General features: G+C 69.6%; 21 protein-coding genes. 15 read left to right on the top strand and 6 right to left on the bottom strand.

The window, feature by feature from the left end:
- Together DQW85_RS17110 and DQW85_RS17105 are read right to left on the bottom strand one after the other, a co-directional pair.
- The coding region (locus tag DQW85_RS17110; protein ID WP_113701302.1) for an LLM class flavin-dependent oxidoreductase at nucleotides 1–563 on the bottom strand (563 nt) is incomplete at its 3' end.
- A complete protein-coding gene (locus DQW85_RS17105) occupies nucleotides 560–1,807 on the bottom strand; it encodes an LLM class flavin-dependent oxidoreductase (protein ID WP_113701301.1) in 1,248 nt (415 codons plus the stop codon). The genes DQW85_RS17110 and DQW85_RS17105, both read right to left, overlap by 4 nt.
- Nucleotides 1,808–1,902: 95 nt before the next feature.
- On the opposite strand from DQW85_RS17105, the gene DQW85_RS17100 reads away from it, so the two are divergent.
- The 14 genes from DQW85_RS17100 (at nucleotide 1,903) to DQW85_RS17035 (ending at nucleotide 16,541) form a co-directional block, all read left to right on the top strand.
- Nucleotides 1,903–2,736 (top strand): TIGR03619 family F420-dependent LLM class oxidoreductase, encoded by an 834-nt coding sequence (locus DQW85_RS17100; RefSeq protein ID WP_113701300.1) that lies wholly within the window; start codon nucleotides 1,903–1,905, stop codon nucleotides 2,734–2,736.
- A gap of 204 nt (nucleotides 2,737–2,940) precedes the next feature.
- Entirely contained in the window at nucleotides 2,941–4,887 is a 1,947-nt protein-coding gene (locus DQW85_RS17095; protein ID WP_162795063.1) for a protein kinase domain-containing protein, read from the top strand.
- A 272-nt stretch (nucleotides 4,888–5,159) separates the two neighbouring features.
- Nucleotides 5,160–5,549 carry a sensor histidine kinase gene (locus DQW85_RS17090; protein WP_113701298.1) on the top strand — a complete coding sequence of 130 codons (390 nt, stop codon included), beginning with the start codon at nucleotides 5,160–5,162 and terminating at the stop codon, nucleotides 5,547–5,549.
- Between the two features lie 281 nt (nucleotides 5,550–5,830).
- The gene (locus tag DQW85_RS17085; protein ID WP_240197236.1) at nucleotides 5,831–7,324 is read left to right on the top strand and encodes an MFS transporter; all 1,494 of its coding nucleotides are present in this window, start codon (nucleotides 5,831–5,833) and stop codon (nucleotides 7,322–7,324) included.
- A 53-nt stretch (nucleotides 7,325–7,377) separates the two neighbouring features.
- Nucleotides 7,378–8,592: an ABC transporter substrate-binding protein gene (locus DQW85_RS17080; protein WP_113701296.1), complete on the top strand. Its 1,215-nt coding sequence runs from the start codon at nucleotides 7,378–7,380 to the stop codon at nucleotides 8,590–8,592.
- 7 nt (nucleotides 8,593–8,599) lie between these two features.
- Nucleotides 8,600–9,472 (top strand): branched-chain amino acid ABC transporter permease, encoded by an 873-nt coding sequence (locus DQW85_RS17075; protein ID WP_113701295.1) that lies wholly within the window; start codon nucleotides 8,600–8,602, stop codon nucleotides 9,470–9,472.
- On the top strand, nucleotides 9,472–10,485 hold the full coding sequence (locus DQW85_RS17070; RefSeq protein ID WP_113701294.1) for a branched-chain amino acid ABC transporter permease: 1,014 nt from the start codon (nucleotides 9,472–9,474) through the stop codon (nucleotides 10,483–10,485). The genes DQW85_RS17075 and DQW85_RS17070 overlap by 1 nt, the downstream gene beginning before the upstream one ends.
- Nucleotides 10,482–11,222, top strand: a complete 741-nt coding sequence (locus DQW85_RS17065) for an ABC transporter ATP-binding protein (RefSeq protein ID WP_205315186.1) — start codon at nucleotides 10,482–10,484, stop codon at nucleotides 11,220–11,222. The genes DQW85_RS17070 and DQW85_RS17065 overlap by 4 nt, the downstream gene beginning before the upstream one ends.
- Nucleotides 11,209–11,946, top strand: a complete 738-nt coding sequence (locus DQW85_RS17060; RefSeq protein ID WP_113701293.1) for an ABC transporter ATP-binding protein — start codon at nucleotides 11,209–11,211, stop codon at nucleotides 11,944–11,946. The genes DQW85_RS17065 and DQW85_RS17060 overlap by 14 nt, the downstream gene beginning before the upstream one ends.
- Nucleotides 11,943–12,806, top strand: coding sequence for a carbon-nitrogen hydrolase family protein (locus tag DQW85_RS17055; protein ID WP_113701292.1), 864 nt, complete (start codon nucleotides 11,943–11,945; stop codon nucleotides 12,804–12,806). The genes DQW85_RS17060 and DQW85_RS17055 overlap by 4 nt, the downstream gene beginning before the upstream one ends.
- A gap of 25 nt (nucleotides 12,807–12,831) precedes the next feature.
- On the top strand, nucleotides 12,832–13,887 hold the full coding sequence (locus DQW85_RS17050; RefSeq protein WP_113701291.1) for a glutamate cyclase domain-containing protein: 1,056 nt from the start codon (nucleotides 12,832–12,834) through the stop codon (nucleotides 13,885–13,887).
- Between the two features lie 53 nt (nucleotides 13,888–13,940).
- Nucleotides 13,941–14,678: a GntR family transcriptional regulator gene (locus DQW85_RS17045; RefSeq protein ID WP_162795062.1), complete on the top strand. Its 738-nt coding sequence runs from the start codon at nucleotides 13,941–13,943 to the stop codon at nucleotides 14,676–14,678.
- 157 nt (nucleotides 14,679–14,835) lie between these two features.
- On the top strand, nucleotides 14,836–15,753 hold the full coding sequence (locus tag DQW85_RS17040) for a TIGR03619 family F420-dependent LLM class oxidoreductase (RefSeq protein WP_113701289.1): 918 nt from the start codon (nucleotides 14,836–14,838) through the stop codon (nucleotides 15,751–15,753).
- A gap of 176 nt (nucleotides 15,754–15,929) precedes the next feature.
- Complete coding sequence (locus tag DQW85_RS17035; protein ID WP_162795061.1) at nucleotides 15,930–16,541, top strand: ricin-type beta-trefoil lectin domain protein; 612 nt, start codon at nucleotides 15,930–15,932, stop codon at nucleotides 16,539–16,541.
- A gap of 191 nt (nucleotides 16,542–16,732) precedes the next feature.
- Here DQW85_RS17035 and DQW85_RS17030 read toward each other — a convergent pair whose 3' ends face one another.
- From DQW85_RS17030 to DQW85_RS17015, 3 genes are all read right to left on the bottom strand, one after another.
- On the bottom strand, nucleotides 16,733–17,044 hold the full coding sequence (locus DQW85_RS17030; protein WP_113701287.1) for a hypothetical protein: 312 nt from the start codon (nucleotides 17,042–17,044) through the stop codon (nucleotides 16,733–16,735).
- Nucleotides 17,045–17,549: 505 nt separating this feature from the next.
- Nucleotides 17,550–18,122 carry an ArsR/SmtB family transcription factor gene (locus DQW85_RS17020; protein WP_113701285.1) on the bottom strand — a complete coding sequence of 191 codons (573 nt, stop codon included), beginning with the start codon at nucleotides 18,120–18,122 and terminating at the stop codon, nucleotides 17,550–17,552.
- Between the two features lie 481 nt (nucleotides 18,123–18,603).
- Nucleotides 18,604–19,125: a TetR/AcrR family transcriptional regulator gene (locus DQW85_RS17015; RefSeq protein WP_113701284.1), complete on the bottom strand. Its 522-nt coding sequence runs from the start codon at nucleotides 19,123–19,125 to the stop codon at nucleotides 18,604–18,606.
- Nucleotides 19,126–19,225: 100 nt separating this feature from the next.
- On the opposite strand from DQW85_RS17015, the gene DQW85_RS17010 reads away from it, so the two are divergent.
- A complete protein-coding gene (locus DQW85_RS17010; protein WP_113701283.1) occupies nucleotides 19,226–21,436 on the top strand; it encodes an MMPL family transporter in 2,211 nt (736 codons plus the stop codon).
- A gap of 37 nt (nucleotides 21,437–21,473) precedes the next feature.
- On the opposite strand, the gene DQW85_RS17005 is transcribed toward DQW85_RS17010, so the two are convergent.
- Complete coding sequence (locus DQW85_RS17005; protein ID WP_113701282.1) at nucleotides 21,474–22,562, bottom strand: alcohol dehydrogenase catalytic domain-containing protein; 1,089 nt, start codon at nucleotides 22,560–22,562, stop codon at nucleotides 21,474–21,476.
- Nucleotides 22,563–22,832 lie beyond the last annotated feature (270 nt).

Genomic DNA, 22,832 nt, shown 5'->3' with positions numbered 1-22,832 from the left:
CGCGCCGCGCGCCCGAGCGCCGCCGGGCTGTCGCCGCCGACCAGCACGGGCACGGGCCGGGCGGGGGTGGGCGCGATGGACAGCTCCGGAAGGCCGTCGAGCGTGACCGCGCGGCCGGACCACAGCTCCCGCAGCACGGGGAGCATCGCGTCGAGCCGGCGCCCACGGGTGTGGAAGTCCTGCCCGGTGGCGGTGAACTCCTCCTTGCACCACCCGACGCCGACCCCGAACGTGACCCGGTCGCCCGACAGCACCGCGGCCGTGGACACCTGCTTGGCGACGGTGAACAGGTCGCGAGCCGGGGCGATGTAGACGTTCGGGGAGAAGCGCAGCCTGCTGGTCACCGCGGCCATCGCCCCGATCGTCACCCACACGTCCGGCCAGTGCGTCCGCGCGTCCCAGCGCGGCCGGCCCGACTTCGAGTAGGGGTACGGCGAGGCGAAGTCGGCGTAGAAGAGGTGGTCGGAGAGCGTCAGAGTGTCGAACCCGCACCGCTCGGCCACCTTGGCGAGCTCGACGAACTGGTCCGTGTCCGCGAACGAGGCGCCGAGCCAGAATCTCACTGGAACTCCGGGATGACCTTGGTGGCGAACAGTTCGAGGTTGCGCTTGACCGTGTCGAGCGGCAGCACGCCCTGCTGGCCCTGCATGTAGAGGCCGAACCACTCCAGGTCCGGCATCCGGTCGAGCATCCGCTGGATGCCGCGCTTGACGTCGTCGGGGGTGCCGAAGAGCGCCATCTCCACGTCGTTCATGCGCTTGGCGTCGCCCTTCTCCGGGGAGATGGGCTTGTGCTTCTCGTCCTCCTTCTTGCGCAGCACCTCCAGGTAGCCGAACGGCCCGAAGAACGCGGCGAAGTCCTTGGGGATGCTCCGGCCGAAGGTGTCGATCGCCTCCGCGGTGGTGTCCGCGATGCCGACGATCTTGAGGATGCCGGTGTGCTCGCCGAGCCTGTAGTCGCGGCCGTGCTTGGCGGACTCCTCCTGGTAGAGCTTGGCCTTGGCGGCGTGGTCGTCCGGGTTGGGGGTGAACATCCAGGGCAGGATGTCCTCCTGCGCGGCCCTGATGACCGAGCGGTCGGAGATGGTGAACGGCTGCCACAGCTCGGGGTAGGGCTTCTGGTACGGCCTGGGGCAGACCGAGACCGCCCGCACCCTGCCCTCCTCGTCCAGCTCGCCCGGCGCGCCGAAGGTCCGGGTCCACTCCTGGGCGGGCCAGCCCTCGATGCCGTCGTAGGGGTGGGGCACCTCGTAGTCCAGGACGTCCGACTTGTAGCGGAGCGTCTCCTCGGTCCACGCCAGCTTCATGATCTTCAGCACCTCGCCGAAGACGTCGAAGTTGCGGGTGTCGGACGCCGACCCGTCGGAGCGGGCCGCCGCCGCGTGCCAGCGCTGGCCGAGCACGTTCATCCACCGGTTCTGGTAGCCCCGCGCGACGCCCAGCCGCAGCCGCCCCCTGGAGAACTGGTCCAGCAGCGCCACGTCCTCGGCCGCCCGGATCGGGTCCCAGGCGGGCAGCACCAGGCCCAGCGGCGCGAGCAGGATGCGCTCGGTCCTGGCGGCCAGGTCGGTGAGGAACATCAGCGGGTTGACCGAGAACTCCATCCCCTCGGAATGGAAATGGTGCTCGGTCATCATCAACGCGTCGAACCCGATCTGGTCGGCGTGCACGGCGATCTCCCGCACCTCGCGCAGCAGCCGCTGGTACGACTCGGTGTCCCGCCCAATGGGGCGCTTGGCCCTGGCGTTCTCCTCAGCCGCGTATCCGGAGCCTGGAATCTGCGGATTCAGGAAGATGGAAAACTTCACCGGCAGACCTCTTTCCACGGGGCGCGTCTCTGTGCGGCAAGCTACTCTAGAAATCATAGCCGAGCAATCGCTTGGTTGACCTAAGGGCGGTGCGCATGCGACTCGGGGTCACGATGTTCACGACGGACCTGGCGATGCCGGTCCACGAGCTGGCCAGGGCGGCGGAGGAGCGCGGGCTCGCCTCGCTCTACGTCCCCGAGCACACGCACATCCCGGTCTCCCGGCGCACGCCGCCGCCGACCGGGCAGGACGCGCTGCCGGAGGAGTACAGGCGCACGCTCGACCCGCTGGTCGCGCTCGCCTACGCCGCCGCCGTGACCGAGAGGTTGCGGGTCGGCACCGGCATCCTGCTCGCCGCGCAGCGCGATCCGATCGTCACCGCCAAGGCCGTCGCCACGCTCGACCACCTCTCGGGCGGGCGCGTGGTGCTCGGCATCGGGTTCGGATGGAACGTCGAGGAGATGGCCGACCACGGCGTCCCGTACCGCACGCGCCGCCAGGTGACGCGCGACCACGTGCTGGCGATGCGGGCGCTGTGGCGCGACGACGTGGCCCGCTTCGACGCGTCCGCCGACGGCTCCCGCGCGGGCTTCGAGCCGTCCTGGTCGTGGCCCAAGCCGATCTCCGGCCCGCCCGTCTACATCGGCGGAGCGGCCGGGCCCAAGATGTTCGCCCACGTCGCCGAGTACGCCGACGGCTGGATGCCGATCGGTGGCCGAGGCGTCAAGGCGGCGCTGCCCGCCCTGCGGGAGGCGTGCGAGAAGGCCGGGCGGCCGATGGCCCGCGTGATCCCGTTCGGCACGCTGCCGACGAGGGAGAAGCTCGACTACTACGCCGAGCTCGGCATCGAGGAGACCGTGGCCAGCCTGCCCAGCGGTCCGGCCGACGTGGTGCTGCCGGTGCTCGACAAGTACGCCCGGCTCACCTGACGCGCTCGCTTCCAGGGCAGTCCGGGGGTCAGCATGGTGACACCGCCGGGTGCCATGGATGTCACCTGGCCGGAGAGGGTTTCAGCCCTGGCCAGGGCCGGTGTGTCACGGTCCGGCTGCGATCACCCTGGTCACCGTTGACTGTCACGCCCAGGTTGCCTTCAGTGGAGGGTGAAGTGGGGTGGCGGCGAGGGGAGGCGCCCCGTGCCAACGGCGCAGCCGCTCAGAACGGGGGACCCGCGGCGACTCGGGGCGTACGAGCTGTCCGGGCGTCTTGGCGAGGGCGGCCAGGGCGTGGTGTACCTCGGGACGAGGGGCGAGGACACGTACGCGGTCAAGCTGCTGCATGGGCCGGTGGGGGACGAGAGGGCGGCGTTCCTGCGGGAGGTGGAGCTGGCCAAGCATGTGGCCAGGTTCTGCACCGCCCAGGTGGTCGAGGCCGGGTTCGACGAGGGCCGGCCGTACATCGTGAGCGAGTACGTCGACGGGCCGTCGCTGCAGCGGCACGTCGCGCTCACCGGGCCGCGCTCCGGCGCGGCACTGGAACGGCTCGCGGTGAGCACCGCGACGGCGCTCGCGGCGATCCACCGGGCGGGCATCGTGCACCGGGACTTCAAGCCGCAGAACGTGCTCCTCGGCTTCGACGGGCCGCGCGTCATCGACTTCGGGCTGGCCAGGGCGCTGGACGCGGCGGCCACCGTGAGCGGCAGGGGAGTGGGCACCCCCGCCTACATGGCGCCCGAGCAGATCACCGCCTCGGCGGTCACCAGGGCGGCCGACGTGTTCTCGTGGGGCGCCACCATGTGCTTCGCGGCCAACGCCTCGGCGCCGTTCGGGCAGGACTCGGTGGCGCCGGTGCTGCACCGCATCCTCACCGCGCCGCCCGAGATGGGCCGGCTGGACGGGCGGTTGCGCGAGCTCGTCGAGACCTGCCTGGACAAGGACCCGCGCAACCGGCCGAGCAGCAGAGAGCTGCTCCTGCAACTGCTGGGGGACGCGGAGGCCGTGCCGGCGGAGGTGCTGCGCTCACCGCCGCCGCACATCCTGCGCGTCCCGTCCCGGGACCCCGCGACCCCGCTTGAGGCGACGGGCCCCTTCCAGCCGGAGTCGTGGCCCGAGCCCGCGGTGTGGCACGGTCCGGTGCTGGTGGGGGCTCCGGTGGCGGAGCCCGAGGCGACGGGCGCATCCAGGGGCTACCGTCTGCCCGCATCGCGGGCGCGGCGGACCGGGCGGGCGGTCAATCGCGCCGGGCTCGCCGTCTCGGCGGCCCTGCTGGTGAGCACGGCCGTGCTGGTCACCGTGGTCGTTCCGGGCCTGCGGCAGGACGGCCCGCCGCAGGCCGCCACCGGGCCCACCGTCGTCACCGCCGGCCCCGGCGACTCCGTCCCGGGGGAGGGCGGCCTCGCGACCCAGGAGGGCAGGGAGAGCCCGGAGACGGTCGAGCCGTCCGCGGGCCCGCCCGCGAGGACGGAAGTCGGCGTGCGCGTCCCGGTCCTGGACGGTCTGGACCGGCCCGCCGCGACCGCGGCGCTCAAGAGGGCCGGGCTGGTGGCGGGCACGGTCACCCAGGTGGACTCCTCGAAGAGGATCGGCCAGGTGCTGGGCAGCCAGCCCGGCTCGGGAGCCTCGGTGCCGAAGGGCAGCGCGGTCGCGCTGCGGGTGTCGGCCGGGCTGGTGGTCCCGGCGGTCACCGGGCTCCAGCGCGCGGCGGCGCAGTCCGCCCTGACGAGCGCCGGGCTCGCCGCGGGCTCGGTCACCACCTCCTGCTCCTCCCGCCCCGACGGTCAGGTGTTGTCGAGCAGGCCGGCGGCGGGCACCCGGACCTCCGGCGGCGCGAAGGTCGCGTTCGTCGTCTCACGCGAGGGCGCGGCCGTGCCCGCGGTCGTGGGCCGTTCCGGGCCGGCGGCCCGCACCGTGCTGCGCGCCGCCGGGTTCACCGTGACACAGCAGGCGAGGGCCGTGACCGACGAGGCGCAGGCGGGCGCGGTGCTGGCCCAGAGCGTCGCGGCAGGGACCTGCGGGAAGCCGGGCACGTCCGTGGCCATCACGGTCGGAGTCCTGGCACAGACCGACCCGGACCCCACCGAACCCTCAGAACCTCCGGCCACGGAGTCACCCCAGCCGACCGCGACGAGCGACGACCGCACCTAGAGCGGTACTCCTGACCCTCGGCGAGATTGGTCAGGAATAGGGCTGTGAAGTGGACAATGCCCGTGCCTAGGTTCGAACGTGCTTGCTGACGGGCAAGGCGAACGGGCCGCCACAGCCCATCGGATCGAGGAGAAGACCGTGAAGCGTGTCCTGCTGACGGCGGCGCCCCTAGCCTGTTGTCCCGCGCGGTGACCGGCGCGTCTGCCAGCGGCGGCAACCTGATACTGGTCGCGTCCGGGGGAAAGCGAGTTGGATCGTTGGAAGAGACCCGCATGCGAGGGGAGTCCGGCCTCGCCGAGGCCGTCGAGAGCCACCTCGCGCAATGGTCGGGGTGCACCGGCATCCGCGTGGAGACATGGGCCCTGCCCGCCGCCGACGTCCCGGCGCGCGTCACGCAGGCCGTCCTGACCGCGCTCCGCGAGGCCCTCGCCAACGTCGAGCACCACAGCGGCGCCCGCACCGTGTCCATCGCGTTGACCGTGGGCGAGGGCGGGCTGCTCATGACCGTCAGCGACGACGGGCACGGGTTCGACCTGGTGGAGGCCGGGTCCGGCATCGTGCGGATGCGCGCCGCCTTCACCGAGGTGGGCGGCAGGCTGTCGGTCAACAGCGTGCAGGGCGGAGGCACCACCGTGACCGGAGCGGTGCCCAGGCGGGCGTGAGGACTCCACCGCCCGTCACAGTGAGGGCAGGCTGTTCGGCGGGCTGAAGGAAGAGGCGGCTCCTTTGCCGGAACGGCAAGAGAAGTGGCTGTAACGGGAACGTCTGGCACAAGCTCAGGGCCGAGATCATCACATCGACGCCCGCGCACGGGCTTTCCAGACAAGGCCTCAGCATGTCCTCTCCGCCCAAGTCCGCCCTCGACGATGGACCGGCCTCCGGCCCTGCCGATCAGGGGTCGGCGCCGCCAGTCCGGACGACCTTGGTTCTGACGGCGGTTCTGGTGGCCGTCTTCGTCGTGCCCACCTCCGTGTCCGGCACCGCCCTGGCCCTGCCCTTCATCGGCGCCGACACAGGTGCCGGGCTCGTGCCACTGCAGTGGGTGGTCAACGGGTTCAACGTCACCTTCGCCTGCTTCACCCTGGTGTGGGGCTCCATCGCCGACGTCATCGGCCGTGTCCGGGCCTTCGGCCTGGGCGCCGGCATCTTCGCCGTCGCCTCCGTGATCAGCACGTCGGCAACGGACATCGTGATCCTCGACGTCGCCCGGGGCCTGGCGGGCATCGGCGGTGCCGCGATCTTCTCCTGCGGCAGCGCCATCGTCTCCACCGTCTTCAACGGCCAGGCCCGCACCAGGGCTTTCGCCTTGTTCGGAACGGTGGCGGGAGTCGGCATCTCCTTCGGACCCTCGCTGTCCGGTCTCCTGGTGGATGGCCTCGGGTGGCGCTGGATCTTCGCAGTGCACGCCCTCGCGCTGGGCGGCGTGCTCCTGTTCCTGCGCGCCATGGGCCGCGTCGTCCCAGAGCCGCAGCGGGGCGGCGCGCCTGTCGACGTGCTCGGCAGCGCTCTGTTCATCCTCGCCATGCTGCTGCTGACCTGCGGCATCGTCCAGGGCTCGCAGTGGGAGTGGACCAGCCCGGCGGTTGTGGGCCTCCTGGCCGGGGCCGCCGTCGTGCTCGCCCTCTTCGTCGCCGTCGAACGCCGCCGCGACAACCCCGTGCTCGACCTGAGCCTGCTGGCCAACCGCCGCTTCCTGGCCCTGTCCCTGGTGCCCGTCGCGGGCTCCTTCGGGTTCATCACCATGCTGACGTACCTGCCCACCTACCTCACCACGGTCGGCGGACACAGCGGCAGCATGGCCGGGCTGCTCATGGTGCTGCTCACGGCGCCCATGCTCATCTGCCCGCTGATCGCCGCGAAGCTGGTCTCGCGAGGCGTTCCCGTGCTCGCCGTCATCTACGCCAGCCTCCTTCTGCTGGTCGTCGGCGTGACCTGCTTCACCCTCTTCGGCGCGCACATGCCGGTCGCCGCCGCCGCGCTGCCGATGCTGCTCACCGGCGTCGGCATGGCGCTGACAGCGGGGCTCGTCGACGGCGCCGCGCTGGAGATGGTCGCGCCCGAGAAGGCCGGCATGGCCGCCGGGCTGCTCAACACCCTGCGGCTGGGCAGTGAGGCCGTCGCCGTCGCGGCGTACGGTTCGCTGCTGGCCACGTTCCTGTCCTCGGCCGTCAGCGCCGGTATCGGCGCCTTCGCCGCGACGGGCGATCCGGCCGGCGTGGCAGGCGACGTCGCGGCCGGCGACCTGGACAGCGCCACCCGGGCGGTGGCCCCTCTGCTGCGCGGGCCGTTCACCGGCTTCCTGATCAGCGCCTACGACTCCGCCTTCCACGACGTCGTGTGGGTCCTGGCGGCCATCTGCCTGCTCATCCTGCTGGCCGTGGCAGCGCTGCTGCGCACCGGAGGCCGCCGCACGGAGAAATCCCGTCTGCTCCCTTGAATTGTATAGGAGTATAGACATATGCTCTCCGTCACTTGCTCCTGGAGGGTGCCATGTCACTGCGTACACGCCGATCTGCGCTGACCGTTTCCGCGACGACCGCGCTTCTCTTGCTGGCCGCCTGCGGATCTCCCGGCGCGGGCGGCGCCTCCCCGTCCGGGGCGACCGCCTTCGTCATCGGCTACGCCGGAGGCCTCTCCGGGATGCTGGAGGGCTTCGAGAAGCCCGCGCTCGAAGCGGCCAAGATGGCCGTCGAGGACATCAACCGTGACGGCGGCCTCAACGGCAAGCGCGTCGAGCTGATCACTCAGGACACCAAGTCCGACATCGACCAGGGCGGGCCCGCCGGGCAGGCCCTGCTGGCGAAGGGCGCGGGCGCGCTCCTGGTGACAGCCGACTACAACTTCGGCGGGGGCGCCGCGAGGGCGGCCCAGGCGGCCGGTGTCGTCGCCGTCTCGGTCGGAGCCGGTTCCCCGAAGTTCGGCGTTCAGGGCATCGGCCCGCTCGCCTTCACCATGGGGACATCCGGAGCGGGTGACGGAGCGCTGACCGCCGAATGGGCGTACGAGAAGCGCGCGGCGCGAAGCGCGTACGTCCTGCTCGATGACACCACCGACTACAACAAGGACCAGTGCCGCGGTTTCCAGACGCGCTGGCGGGAACTCGGCGGCGTGCTGGCCGGGCAGGACACGTTCAAGAACGGCGACGCGTCGATCAGCCCGCAGATAACCCGCATGAAGAGCCTGCCCAAGACTCCGGACGTCATCGCGTTCTGCTCGTACGCGCCCGGCGGTGCCGTGGCGCTGGGGCAGTTGCGCTCGGCCGGCATCGACTCCCTGATTCTCACGAACAGCGGCATGGACGGGACCTACTGGTTCGAGAAGTCGATGCCTGAGCTTTCCGGCGTGGCCCTGCCGGTCTCGGCGTCGGTGTGGGGGGACGATCCCGCGGAGGAGGTCCGGCGCTTCGTGGAACGCTACAAGGAGAAGACCGGGAGCCAGCCGCAGAACATGTATCCCGTGCTCGCCTACGCCGCGGTTCAGGCCATCGTCCAGGCCGCCAAGGAGTCCGGTTCGACCAAGGGCGCGGACATGGCCGAAGCGATGAACAAGTTCACCGACAAGCAGCTGCTGATCCCGGTCTCCTTCACCAAGGACACGCACATCGACGTCCGACGGCCCGCGCGGATGCTGGTGCTCGACCAGGGCAAGTGGAAGACCGACGGGCTGCGGAGCCTGAAGAAGGCTCCCCCGCTCTTCGCCGAGTAGGCCGACGGTGCAGTATCTCATCGACGTGCTCAGCCAGGGCAGCCTCTATGCCCTGTGCGCCCTGGGCATCGCCCTGACGTTCGGCGTCATGCGTCTCATCAACTTCGCCCATGGCGAATTCATGATGGTGGGCGGGTACGTCCTGGTCGTCGCCGGCGATATCCCGGTCTGGGCCGCCCTGCTCTCATCGGTGATCATCGTGGGATTCCTGGCCGTCGCCACGGAGCGCATCGCCTTCAGGCCGGTCAGGAATGCCGATCCCGAGACGATGCTCGTGACCTCGTTCGCCGTCAGTTTCCTCCTGCAGAGCCTGGCCGTCCTGCTCTTCGGTTCGCTGGGACGCAGTGTGCGGGTGTTCCCTCCCTCGATCACGGGCGTCATGCACATCGGCGGCCTGAACATCCGATGGCTGGACATCATCACCGTGGCGGTAACCGTCACGCTGCTGGTGAGCCTCATGGCCTTCATGAAGACTCGCCACGGCGTGGAGCTGCGGGCCGCCGCGGAGAACTTCACCGTCGCCCGACTGCTCGGCGTGAAGGCCAATCAGGTGATCGGCACGGCGTTCGCGATCTCCGGCGTGTTCGCCGCCGCGACGAGCATCGTTCTCGCCGCGCAACGGGGACTCGTGGAGCCGACCTTCGGCACGACCACCATGCTGTTCGCGTTCATCGCCGTCATCGTCGGCGGCATGGGCAGTCTTCCCGGAGCCGTGCTCGGCGCCTACGCGCTCGGTCTGATATCCGTCACCTCGCAGGCGCTGCTGCCGCTCGGACTGCGGCAGTTCCGTGACGCCTTCATCTTCCTGGTCGTCGTGCTGATCCTGCTGCTGCGACCGGAGGGAATCCTGCGAGGCCATGCTGCGAGGGTGAGAATCTAATGACTGCCGTCATCAAGCGCGCACGGCCGTCGGTGGCCGCCGATCCTGCGCACTGGTCGACCGTGCCCGCTCTGGCCCTGCTGCTGACGCTGGTCTGCGGGGTGGTCACCCTCGCGCTTCCCCAGTACGCCGCCGTCACCGTTCTGGCGCTCGTCGGAGTCGTCTTCGTGGTGGGCATGCAGAGCTTCGCGGGCAACTCCGGGATCTTCTCGTTCGGCCATGTCGCGTTCATGGCCATCGGGGCGTACACGACGGCCATCACCACCATTCCGGAGGCCACCAAGAAGATCCTCTTCCCGGGAATGCCGGAGATCGCTCTGCCGGCTCCGCTGGCTCTCGTGGCGGGAGGCCTGCTCGCGGCTCTGGTGGCGGCACTGGTCGGCATACCGCTGATGAGACTGAACGGGCTGGCCGCGTCACTGGGCACGTTCGCGCTGCTGAACATCGTCTACAACCTGGCCAACAATCTCGATGCGATCACCGGCGGCTCGACCGGGGTGTCCTCGGTCGCGCAGGGCCTCTCCCTCACACATGCGCTGGCCTGGTCGGCGGTCGCCCTGCTCATCGTGTGGACGTACCAGCAGAGCGGTCATGGGCTCGCCCTGCGCGCCGCTCGGGAGGATGACGTCGCCGCTCAATCGCTGGGGGTCGCCATCGCGCGGGAGCGGCACATCAGCTTCGTGGTGTCGGCCTTCGTGTGCGGGCTCTCAGGCGGCATGTACGCCCAGGCGTCCGGCTCGTTCAGCCCGAGCTCGTTCTTTCTCGTCGCCACGTTCGGATTCGTCACCATGCTGGTCGTCGGCGGACGGCTCAGCTTGACGGGGGCGGTCCTGGGCGTCCTGTCGATCACCCTCCTGCGTGAGGGCCTCAAGGTCGTCGAACAGGCGACCCAATACACCGGCGCGGTCGAGATCGGGATGTCGGCCGCCATGCTTCTCACGTTGCTGCTACGCCCTCTCGGGTTGATGGGGACCGCGGAACTGGTGTTCGCCCGGAGGGGGGAATCCCGGTGACAGAGGACATCCTGAGTGCCACCGGTCTGGTGAGGCGGTTCGCCGGAGTGACCGCGGTCGACGACGTGGACCTGAGCGTGCGGACCGGTGAGATCCTCGGCCTGATCGGACCCAACGGCGCGGGCAAGACGACCTTGGTGAATCTCGTCACCGGCTTCGACCGCCCGGACACAGGGCGGGTCTTCCTCGACGGCCATGACATCACCCGGCTGTCGGCGGCCCAGCGAAGCCGCCGCGGGCTGGTGCGCACCTTTCAGGGCGCCCGGATCTTCGGCAGGCTCACCGTCCGGGAGAACCTGGTCGTCTCGGCGCTGCCCCGGCTGGGCAGCCGGCGACGGGCTGAGAGCCGGGCCGACGAACTGCTCGAGTACGGCGAGGTCACCGCACTGCGCATGACACCGGGTGAACGGCTCTCAGCCGGCACTCAGCGGATCGTCGGGCTCCTTCGCGCCGTGGCCGCGCAGCCGAGCGCCTTGCTGATCGACGAACCCGCCGCCGGCCTCAACGAAGTGGAGTCGGACCAGCTCAGCCGCCTGCTGAGCGCCATCTCCGAGAACATGGAGATCGGCATGATGATCATCGAGCACGACATGAAGGTGATCATGAGCCTGTGCCACAGGGTGCAGGTCCTGAACCATGGCCGCACCATCGCCGTCGGCTCCCCTGACGAGATAAGAAGGGATCCCGCAGTGCTCACCGCATATCTTGGATCGTCGTCCGGGAATGCGCATGCTTGACGTCTCCGGGCTCGTCGCGGGCTATCGCGCGAACTCCGTCCTGCACGGCGTGAGTCTCCAGATACCCGACGGAAAGACGATCGCCGTGGTCGGTCCCAACGGCGCAGGCAAGTCCACCCTGCTGAAAGCCATCATGAACGTGGTGAGGGTCACCGCGGGAACCGTGCGCTTCGGGGCGCGGGACATCCGCGGAATGCCCACCGAACGGATCGCCCGGCTTGGAATCGCCCTGGTGCCGGAGGGCAGGGGCGTTTTCGGCTCACTCACGGTCGCCGAGAATCTGCGGCTGGGCCTGCGAGCCGCCGGCGTGGCCGCCGGGGACGGAGCCTTGTCGAGCGTGCTCGATCGGTTCCCGGTCCTCCGCGCGAGACTCCGCATGTCGGCCGCGGGGCTCTCCGGCGGGGAGCAGCAGCAACTCGTCATCGCGCGTGCGCTGCTCACGGCCCCCCGCCTGCTGATCCTGGACGAGCCCTCTCTCGGTCTCTCCCCACAGATGGTCGACGAGATCTTCGACGTCATCCACGGGCTCCGCGCGGACGGCGTCACCGTGCTGTTGGTGGAGCAGAACGCCACGCGAGCCGTCGACCTGGCCGATCACACGTATGTGCTGGTGTCCGGCCGCATCATCGCGGAGGGAGCGAAGGACCACCTGCTGAGCGGCGACCGTCTCGCCGCGGCCTACTTCGGCGCAGGCCCAACACGTTCGTCCAAGGAGTCACTGTGAACCGCGTTCGCCTGGGTGTGGCCCAGCTCGCCTCCGTCGTGGCGTCGGCTGACGCCGACCCGCGGCCGGCGAACCTCGAGGCCGCCATGCGCGCCATCCGTGTTCTGGCCGCGGAGGGCGCCCAGATCGTCGTGTTCGGCGAGTGCTTTCTGACCGGCTACATGTCAGGTCGTTCAGCGGCACGACACGCGATCGGCGAGTCGATCCACGACCAGTACGTCGCTCGGCTCGCGGTCGCCGCCGCCGATCACGACGTCCACATCGTCATGGGGGCGGTGACCGACAAGGGCCCCTATCCCGGCTCGGTCTACAACAGCGCCCTGCTGATCGGCCCCCACGAGCTCGTGGGCGTCTACAACAAGGTTCACCTCGCCACCGTCGAAACGGAGGCCGGTGTCGCGGCGATCGAGAGAGCGTGGTTCGCGCCCGGGTCGAGCCTTCCCGTGTTCGGCACACCGCACGGAGTCCTCGGGCTGGAGATCTGCTACGACGTGTTCTTCCCCGAGTCGGCCCGGACCCTGGCCATGCAGGGCGCCGAGCTGATCATCAACCTGTCGGCGCCCTACACCGATCCGGCGAACGAGGAGCGCTGGGACCATCTGCTCTACGCGCGGGCGATGGAGAACAGCGTTCCGTACCTGCACGCGTCGATCGTGGGCGATCAAGGCGACGCCAGCTTCTTCGGGGGCAGCCGCCTGGTGGGCCCCACAGGAGCGACCCTGGCCGAAGCGCCTCGCCATGAGGAGGCCCTTGTGGTCATGGAGCTGGATCGCACCCTGATCCGGGCGGCGCGCACCGAGCTGAACCCGTTCGCCAACCGCCGGCCGGAAATCTACAGCCCTTCACTCGATCACCGGTGAAGGCGAGAGCCGAATAGGAAGTGGCATGCCGACAACCATCGCGGAGAACATCGACCGGCTCTGCACGGTCGAGATGCGGGCGGCCTCGGGCAACCTGCCTCGGGGTTACGTCCACCATCTCTACGACGCCGCCAGGACCCAGGCCGGAGAACCGCTGACGTACGCACTCGCCGGCAAATTGCTGGAACACTCGCAGTCCGGCCGTCACGTCGTCATCGTGACCGGAGCCGGTGGCCCGCCCGTCCTGCCCCGCGGAGAGGTGGACGGAATACCCGGGGCGGCCGCACTCGCCAAGGCCCTTCATCTCGGACTGGGCTACCAGGTGATCATCGTCGGGGAGCGGAGGATCGACGACTCCGTCCGGGTCGCTCTGGCGGGCTGTGGTCTCAACTTCCGGCACGAGTCGGAGACCCGCTATCCGCATGCCGTCACGTTCATCCCGTCCACCGAGGATGACGTGGTGTGGGAGGCCGAGTCGGACCGGATCCTGAACGCGTACGAACCCGCCGCTGTGATCGCCATCGAGAAGCTCAGCCCGAACCTGCACGGCGTCATGCATTCGGTGGCCGGAATCGACTGCTCGGCCTCGCACAGCAATCCGGCGCTCATCTTCCAGAAGGCCCGGGAACGGGACATCTTCACGGCCGGGATCGGTGACGGCGGCAATGAGGTCGGCTTCGGCAACATCCAGGGGACCGTGCGCGCCCTGCTCCCTTCCGGCGCCAGGTGCCTCTGCCCCTGTGAAGACGGCATGGCCGCCGCGGTGACGGTCGACGCGCTGGTTGTCGCCGCCATATCCGACTGGGGAGCCTACGGAACGGCCGCCCTGCTCGCCTTCATGGAGCGGCGCCCCGACCTCCTCCTGACGGAGGAGGAGTTGGAGACCACCCTGCGTGCCGTCGTGGCCGCGGGCTCCTTCGACGGCACGACGTCACGCCCCACCCTCAGCGATGACGGCGTGGCCCTCGACGCGCAGCTCGGGTTTCTGCGCATGCTCCACACCATCGTGTCGAACGGTCTTTCCCACGTGGAGTCACCTGGGCACGACAAACGTCATTTCACCGAGGCCGCCCTCCGTTGACTGCCCGGCCATTCCGAACCGTCCGCCAGGGCCATGAAGGGTAGGATGTCGCTGTGTCAGTGATCGATCGTCAGTCGCCCGTGCCGGTTTATTTCCAGATCGCCGGCGATATCGAGCGCAAAATCGAGATGGAGGCCTGGCAGCCGGGGGAGAAACTGCCGAGCGAGATCGCTCTCGCCGAGCTGTACGGGGTCACTCGAATGACCGTCCGGCAGGCACTCGCCCAACTCGCGAAAGACGATCTGATCGAGCTGCGTCGCGGCCGTGGCGCATTCGTCATCGGCCGCAAAATGCCTGTCGTCTGGGACATGAATCTGACCTCTGGCTCGTACGACGTGAACATCAAGTCCCGGGGATTCCAGATTTCCAGCGATGTGCTGTCGGCCGTCACCGACGACCGTCCCAGCGAGCGGATCAGCGATGCTCTCGGCCGGCGCGGGCCGGTTTCGGCTGTCGTCCGGAGGGTTTACATCAACGGGGCGCCCGCGGCGATCTATCGGTCATGGTTCCTGGCCTCGCTCGTTCCCGGCATAGAGGACGCCAAAGGCCTCGACGGGCCGATGAAGCGCTTCCTTGCCGACGGCTACGGCCTGGAGGCCGTCAAGAGCGAGAACACGATCGAGTTCGTCCGCGCGACACCGACCGAGGCCGCGCAGCTGGGAATTCGGGTGGACAGTGGGCTCGCCCTTGTCACGGGCACGTCCTTTACGGCGGAGAACATGCCGTTGGAGCATTTCCAGGTGCTCTGGATCGGGGATCGAGTGCGTTTCCACGTCACCTCTGTCGGCTGACGTTCCGGCGAGTGGAGGGCCGCGCGGCGGCACGGTCGTAGAGTGGACAGGAATTGGTCTGTGTTGTGGCCACCCTGCCGGCTCATCCTGGTTCGCGTATTCCACAGCTCGTGAACCACGAGCCCGACATTCTACGTTCATCGCTAAGGAACCCCGCATGCGTATCGGTTTCGCGGTGCCTCAATACGGCGCCTTCGCCGACCCGGATTTCATCCGCGGCGCCGCCGCGAGCTTGGAGGAGATGGGCTACGACAGTCTGTGGGCGGCGGACCGCATCCTTGCCCCACTGGCACCCAGTGACCCCTATCCCGACGGGGACGGCACGATGCCCCCGGCCTTCGCGACGTTCTTCGACCCGTTGTCGGCGCTGACCCTGGCGGCGACCAGCACGGAAAGGGTCCGGCTGGGGACCAGCACGCTCAACGCCCTGTGGCAGCCGCCCGTCGTGCTCGCCCGCACTCTGGCCTCGCTGGACCTGCTCAGCGGGGGACGGCTGGAGGTGGGCCTCGGGCTGTGCTGGCTGCGGGACGAGTACACGGCGGCCGGGGTGCCCTGGCAAGGGCGGGGCGCCCGGCTGGAGGAGACACTCGACCTGCTGGAAGCCCTCTGGGGCCAGGAGGTGGTGGAACACAAGGGGCCGCTGTGGACGGTCCCCCCTTCCCGCGTCGACCTCAAGCCCGCCCAGCGCCCGCGCCCGCCGATCCTGCTCGCGGGTTTCACCCCGGCGGCGCTCGAACGCGTCGGCAGGCGCGCCGACGGCTGGCTGGGCGTGGCTCTCCCCCCGCCGGACCTGCAGGCGCTCTGGGGCACCGCGCTCAAGTCCGCTGAACAGGCCGGCCGCGACCCATCGGCGCTGCGCATGGTGGTACGGCTCAACCCGGTCATCGTCGGCGAGCCCGCTCCTCCCGCCCACGTGCCCTACGTCGGGACCATGAGCCAGATCATCGACTACCTGCGCGGCCTGGCCGAGTCGGGCGCTCACGAGGCCTTCATCGACGTGCAGGCCACGACACCATCGCAGAGCCAGCTGCTGGACATCGCGCAGTCTCTCATCGCCGGGGTCCGCGCGGGCTGAGCCGCCCGCTCCAACATGCGCGGGCCGGGATCGGCAGCGGAGGGTGAACGAGTGGTTCCGTGGGGTCGACCGGACGGAGATTGAGAGCAGAACGGTCTGGGAAGTGAGAGCTACCCGTGCCTAGGTTCGGCTGCCTCGCCTGCTCCTGTCATATCCATCGGAACAAGGAAAAGATCATGAAGCAAGCTCTGCCGGATGGCACTCGTCCCCCGCTGCCTCGCGCAATGATCGGCGTCGTGAGCGTCGCCCTGGCCACCACGGCCATGGCCTCGCCCGCCGCTGCCTCCGCCCAGATCTCGACCAGCGCCGTCACGTCCGCGACCGCAGCCGCCGCACCACCACCCGGCACTCTCAGCATCCGCAACCGCCGCACGGCCCTCACACTGGAGGTCGGCGACGTCGGCGGCAGCGGTAAGGGCAAGGTGTTCAGCCGCCCCGCGCGCGGCGACAACGACGTCGAGCAGGAGTGGAACTTCATCAACCGCGGCAACCTCGTCAGCAGGAAGCTCGTCCGGGGACAGACCGTGTGCATGGACACCGACAATGCCGATCGGCTGTTCGTGGCCCGGTGCGTGCCTGGCAAGCTGACCCAGAAGTGGGCGTTCAAGCTGGCGGTGAACGCTCCGGGCGCCTTCGACGACATCTTCACCATCCAGAACTTCGCGACGAAGAAGTGCGTGACCAGCGCTCAGGTCAATGCGCGTGGCAACGCCGAGGTGGGCGCCGCCAGTTGCAGGACCGGCAACCTTTTCCAGCAGTGGACCGCCGCACCTTTCGAGCGCGGGTAGGAACCGGTATGTGACGACGGCCGGGACGAAATCTGCGCTGACCCGCCTCGTCAGGCCGACCTGCCTGGTCAAGGGGTGCGCGGCTGCTGAAGCGGCCTGAAGGAAGTCGACGGGATCCCGTCCGATCATCCGGATCGGACGGGATCCCCATGTTCGGACGACCTCCTCGTGGCGGTGCCGCCGTACCCGCGTCAGGGGAGCGGGCGCACGTCCATGCCGTAGCTCTGGCGGTCGATCCACCATGGTCCGCAGCTCGCCATGCTCCACTGGCCGCTGTTGGTCGTGATCCATCCGCCGTCCCTGCGGCCGTTGATGCACTGGACCCACGCGCGGAACTGGTAGGCGGGACCGTTCGTCGCGCATCGGGCGGAGAACGAGTTCTGACCGAGGGCGTACTCACAGTCACCGACTCCCGCCGACGCTGGGCTCAGCACGCCCGACCCGACGGTAATGGCTCCCACCGCGAGCACGGTCGCGGCGAGCGCGCGCAGGGTTCTTCTCATACCCTCTCCTAGTACTGGTGACGGATGTCCGTTTCACGTTCCGTACGCCCGGTTGAGGTCTCACTCCGGGATGTGCAACAGAGAGAATTCTTAGGAAACTTTCCTATGTGAAAGATACGGGCCTTTCGGCGCGCGTCAACCCCGCGTGTACCGACAACCTCGTCCGCCCAGCGGGTGCTGGATGCAGGTGCTCTTAGCCAGCTCTCGGAGCGGCCGACGAGGACGGACAGGACGGCTTGCGACAGGCCCCTCCGGCGGCGTGCGAGATCGATACGTTGGCCGATCTCCCGCCGGGCGTCCATCCGATCTAGTGCTGTGACCGGAAACGATCACCGGGTTCGCGCGTAGGACGCTCCTGCCAGTTGGATGGTGCTGATCACGTTCGATCGGCACTCGGGAGGCCAGGTGACGCAACCGGTCAAGGTCCGCAGGCCGCACAACTGCAGGACGTCCATCACGGCCATGCGATGTGCTGGATCTCGCCTCTACATTTTTGCCCGCTTGGTCATTCCGGAGTGGGGAGACCGGTTGGTGGGCCGAGCGGGGGGTCGTTGGCCAGGTCGAATGCGGCGGCGAGGATGGTGAGGACCTGAATCATGGCCTGAGGTGCCAACTCGTACGCGCCGCGCCGCCGTTGCGTGATCAGCCTGGCGCTCTGCAGCGCGCGCAGGTGGTGATAGAGCTGGCCACTCGTGGTCTGCTCACCGTCTGCGCCGAGGGACCCTTGGAGGTCGGTGGTGGTGCACCGGCCCTGTCGTACGAGCGCGGCGAGCAGCGCCAGCCGAGGCTGGCTGCCCAGGGACTCCAGGATGTCGGCCACCGGTGCCCAATCGGCCGACAGCAACTCGGCGAGAGAATGCTGCCTGTCCCAGAGACTCTCGCCGCCGGCCAGCCGTGCGGCTCCGACGTAGCCCACCGTGCCGAGCTTGTCCTCCTCCTTCGCCTGGCCAAGCATGCTGGTGGCTGCAGTGGTGAGGGTCGGCGACTCCGGAGGGCGTCGCGGCGGGCCAAGGGTGTCGACCCGGCTCTCCAGGTGAGCGATCCGGCGCTCGAGTTCGGCGAACCTGTCCTCGCTCATCGCACTCTCCTACGCTTCTCCATATTTACGAAATAGCGTAGATAGCTGACGTGGGCATGGCAAGGCCTTGGCGAGAAGGTGCTCCGGACCGTTGCCATATGCCCGATCAAGCCGCCAGGGCTCAGCTAGCGAGGGGACTGCCGGGTTCACCCGGCAGGGGAATCGCTTCCCTGATTTGGTTCTTCACTGCCGGGTTCACCCGGCAGGGGAATCGCTTCCCTGATTTGGTTCTTCTGTTCGGAAACGGGCAGGGCTTGTCCGTCGCCTACCTCAATCGAGGAAAGCGAGAAGCCGCTCCCTTCAGGGAGCGGAGTAGTCACGACATCACTCCCGCGGGCCGCGGGTGTCTGGCCCGGTCTCGGCTGTGACTTTGGATACCTGGCCGGACTGGTGTGGGACCGGGGGGTGTGGGGGGCCGGTAGGTCCCCCACCTGGGGCGCAGCCCCCGGGAACGCGTCCGAGCGCAGCGAGGGCCTTGCCCTTAGATGGCCAGGGCGGCTTGGAGGAGGGTGGTGTGGACCTGGCCCTCCGGGAGGTCCATCGTCTGTACGATGCCCCACTGGAGTGCGCCGAGCACGGCCCAGCCGCGGAGGATGGTCTCGGCATCGGGGTCGGGGCCGGTGAGCTTGGCGAAGAGCTCGTCCCTGAACGTTCTGATGGCCTCGCCGGTCGAGCCTGGCGGGGCGTTGTCGGCTCCGCTGATGTCGTCCATGAGCAGGCGGATCACCGCGCGGTGCCGTACCACGAAGCCGACCAGGGCCTCGACGAACGGTCGCCGGCCGTCGAACTCGGCGCCCAGCAGTGTGAGCATATCGTCGGCGCAGGGAGCCAGCAGTTCGGCGGCCAGCTTGTCCTTGGGGTGGAAGTGGTAGGCCACGGCCGTCTTTGTGAGGCCAACGGCCGCCGCGATGTCGGCCAGTGAGGTCGCCGCGTAGCCGCGCTCGGCGAACAGGTCTCTGGCGGCGGACAGGATCCGGCTGCGGGTGTCGTCGGCTGTGGTCATCGTCTCATTTCCGTGCTCGCTACAGCCTTGGGGATGTGTCCCGTTTTATCGTAGGTCCCTGTACGACCGTACAGGACGGGCGTCGAGGAGGGGGCAGGCGATGACGCGCTTACTGGGACGCCTGGGCGGCTGGTGTGCCCGGCACGGGCTCGCGGTGCTCGCGCTGTGGGTGATCGCGGCGGCGGGTCTGATGGGCGGGAGCCTGGCGCTCGGCAGCCCGGTGAGCAACGACGTGTCGATTCCCGGCACCGATGCGCAGCGCGCCCATGACCTGATGCGTTCCGGGTTCGGGCCGGGCTACGCGCAGGGCGGGACCGTCCAGCTCATCCTGTACTCGCCCCAGGGTCCCCTCGTGGAGGAGCGGCGCAAGCAGGCAGTCGAGCGGGCCATGGACCGGATCCGCGAGCTGCCCCACGTGAAGGTGGTCGAGACGCCGTACCGCAAGGGCGGGATCGCCTCCAACCTGCAGATCGGCCTCATCACCGTGCGCATGGAGGGGCACGACACCACGAAGCTCGCCGAGACCACGCAGGCGGTGTCGAAGGCCGCGGATCCGGCGCGGGCGGCCGGGCTGGAGGTCGTGGCCGCGGACGGCTCCTCCCCGGCCGACAAGGAGATCAAGACCGGGCCGAGCGAGATCGCCGGCGTGGTGTGCGCGCTGCTCGTGCTGGTGTTCGCGTTCGGAACGCTCACCGCGGCGCTGGTGCCGGTCTTCACCGCGCTCGTCAGCGTGGCCGCGGGGCTGGGCCTGATCGGGCTGCTCGGGCACGTGGTGGACGTGCCGAAGCAGGCCGGCATCATGGCCACGATGATCGGGCTGGGCGTGGGCATCGACTACGCGCTCTTCCTGCTGTCGCGGCACCGCAGGCTCCTGGCCTCGGGGGTCGGGGTGCAGGAGTCGATCCGGCGTACGGTGGCGAGCTCGGGCGGGGCCGTGGTGTTCGCGGGCGGCACAGTGATCGTCGCGCTGAGCGCGCTCATGCTGGGCGGGTTCCCGCTGCTGCGCACGCTCGGATGGATCACCGGCATCTCGGTCGTGATGGCCGTGCTGACCTCCGTCACGCTCGTGCCCGCCCAGCTCGGGCTGCTCGGGCACCGCGTCAACGCGCTCAAGGTGCCCTTCCTCGGACGGCGGCCGGAGTCCTCCGGCTGGGCAGGGCTCGGGGCCTGGGTGGCGCGGCGCCCGTGGCGGGTGCTGATCGGCAGCGTGGTCGTGCTCGCCGCGCTGGCCGCTCCCGCGCTGGCGTTGAAGCTCGGACCGCTCGACGACGGGTACGCGGCGCAGGACTCGCCGTCCCGGCGGGCCTACGAGCTGATGGCGACGGGTTTCGGCCCGGGCAGCAACGGGCCGATGGTCGTCGTCGCCGAGCTGCCCGCGAAGGTCGCCGACGCCGAGGCGCCGGTCGTGGAGCGGCTCTCGCGCGAGATCGCGGACGTCGACGGCGTGAAGCATGTGACGGAGCCCAAGCTCAACGAGTCGGGGCGTTCGGTGCTGATCCAGGCGATCCCGGAGTACGCGCCCAGCGACGACAGGACCGCCGGCGTGGTCCGGGAGGTCCGCGCGATCTCGGTGCCCGGGGTCCAGGTGCACGTCGGCGGCGAGGTCGCCGCGCTGACCGACGCCGGCGACCGCATGTCCGAGCGGACGCCGCTGGTCATCGGCGTGGTGGTGCTGCTCAGCGCGCTGCTCCTGCTGCTCGCCTTCCGCGCCCCGGTGGTCGCCGTCAAGGCGGCGGTGATGAACCTGGTCTCGCTCGGGGCGGCGTTCGGGGCACTGGCGCTGGTCTTCTCGTTCGGCCTGGGGAGCGGGCTCGTCGGCATGGACGCACCGCTGGGGGCCTCGTACCTGCAGGCGTTCTTCTTCTCGGTGCCGATCGAGAACTACGTGCCGCTGATGCTGTTCGCGGTGCTGTTCGGGCTGTCGATGGACTACGAGGTGTTCCTCCTGACGGCCGTGCGGCAGGCGTACCTGCGGCACGGCGACAACACGCGCGCCGTCGCCGAGGGGCTGGGCTCGACCGGACGGGTGATCACCTCGGCGGCGCTCATCATGGTGTCGGTGTTCGTGGCGTTCATCGCCTACCCCGACCCGATGGTGAAGACGTTCGGCGTGGGGCTGGCGGTGGCCATCGCGGTGGACGCGACGATCATCCGGGGCTTCCTCGTGCCCGCCACGATGGTGCTGCTGGGCCGGGCGAACTGGTGGTGCCCGCGCTGGCTGGACCGCCTGCTTCCGAACCTGTCGGTGGAAGGACACGAGGAGGAGCCTTCCGAGACTCCGAGGCCGGCCCGGCACCTGGCCCGTACCTGACCGCGCCGCACGCGTTCCCGCGGATCGTTGGAGTTGCCTAGAAGACGATCACGGTACGGGCCACCGTGCCCTCGCGCACGTGGGCGACCGCCTCGTTGATCTGGTCCAGCGGCAGCCTTTCCGTGATGAGGCCGTCGAGGTCGAGCCGGCCGCGCAGATACTGGGCGGCGAGCATGGGCAGGTCGCGGTGGGGCCTGGCGTCGCCGCCCTGCGTGCCCACGAGGCGCCGCGACGAGAACAGCAGCGCCGGGTCCAGTTCGACGGGGTGGCCCGCCGGGGGGCTGCCGACCATGACGGTGGTGCCGCCCGGTGCGGTTGAGGCGAACGCCTGGGCCAGGACTCCCGGCACCCCCGTCACGTCGAACGCGTGGTCCACCCCACCGCTGACGATCTCGCCCACCTGGCGCGGCAGGTCCGACGGCACCAGCGTGTGCGTGGCGCCGAAGCGCTCGGCCAGCTTCAGCTTCCGGTCGGCGACGTCGGCCGCGATGATCGTCGTGGCGCCGGCGAGAACCGCCCCCTGGACGACGTTGAGACCGACGCCGCCGCAGCCCACCACCAGGACGGTGGAGCCGGGGGCCGCGCGGGCCACGTTCAGCACGGCGCCGACTCCCGTGACGACGCCGCAGGCCAGCAGGGACATGGCGGCGAAGGGGGCGTCGGGGGCGATCCTCACGCACATGGGCTCGCTGACCACCGCGTACTCGGCGAACGAGCCGATGCCGATGAAGCGGCGGGTCTCCTCGCCGTCCAGCGTGACGCGCGGCGCGCCGCCCATGATGGCCGTCATCCTGGCCGGCCCCGAGCAGAGGTGGAAGCGGCCCGCTCCGCAGTGCCGGCACCTGCCGCACGGGCCGTTCATCGCGATGATGACGTGGTCGCCCGGCCGGACGCCGGTGACGCCCGAGCCGACGCTCTCCACGACGCCCGCGCTCTCGTGGCCCAGGATGAACGGGAGCCGGGAGACGACGGGGCTCTTGCCGTCGATGGCCTTGAGGTCCGAGCCGCACACGCCGGATGCCTTGATCCGCACGCGCACCTCGCCGGGGCCCGGATCGGCGATCTCCACCTCGCGGATCTCCATCGGCTCGTGGAAGCCGGTCAGCACGGCCGCACGCATCAGCATGCGCCCACGCTAGCCCGGCCGCCACATTGCGAGCAAGCGATTGCTCGGGTCACCGGACGGCCGTTGACACCCTTTCCGGGCAAATTTACGCTGACCAAAACCAAGCGAGCGCTAGGCCAAGTCGATGGCCGGGGCGCCTGCCGTACATGAGGTGGGAGGCGTTGGTGCGACGACATCACGGAGTGCCTCGGGGCGCGGCGCCGCTGGCCGCGCTGGTGGCGGCGGCGCTGCTGGCCGGGTGCGCCGCTCAACGGCAGGCCCCAGGCGCGG

Origin of the sequence: Nonomuraea lactucae, from assembly GCF_003313395.1 — a bacterium.
Taxonomy (GTDB): Bacteria; Actinomycetota; Actinomycetes; order Streptosporangiales; family Streptosporangiaceae; genus Nonomuraea; species Nonomuraea lactucae.
The sequence above is the reverse complement of the archived record's forward strand: the minus strand, read 5'-3'. Positions and strand labels throughout refer to the sequence as shown.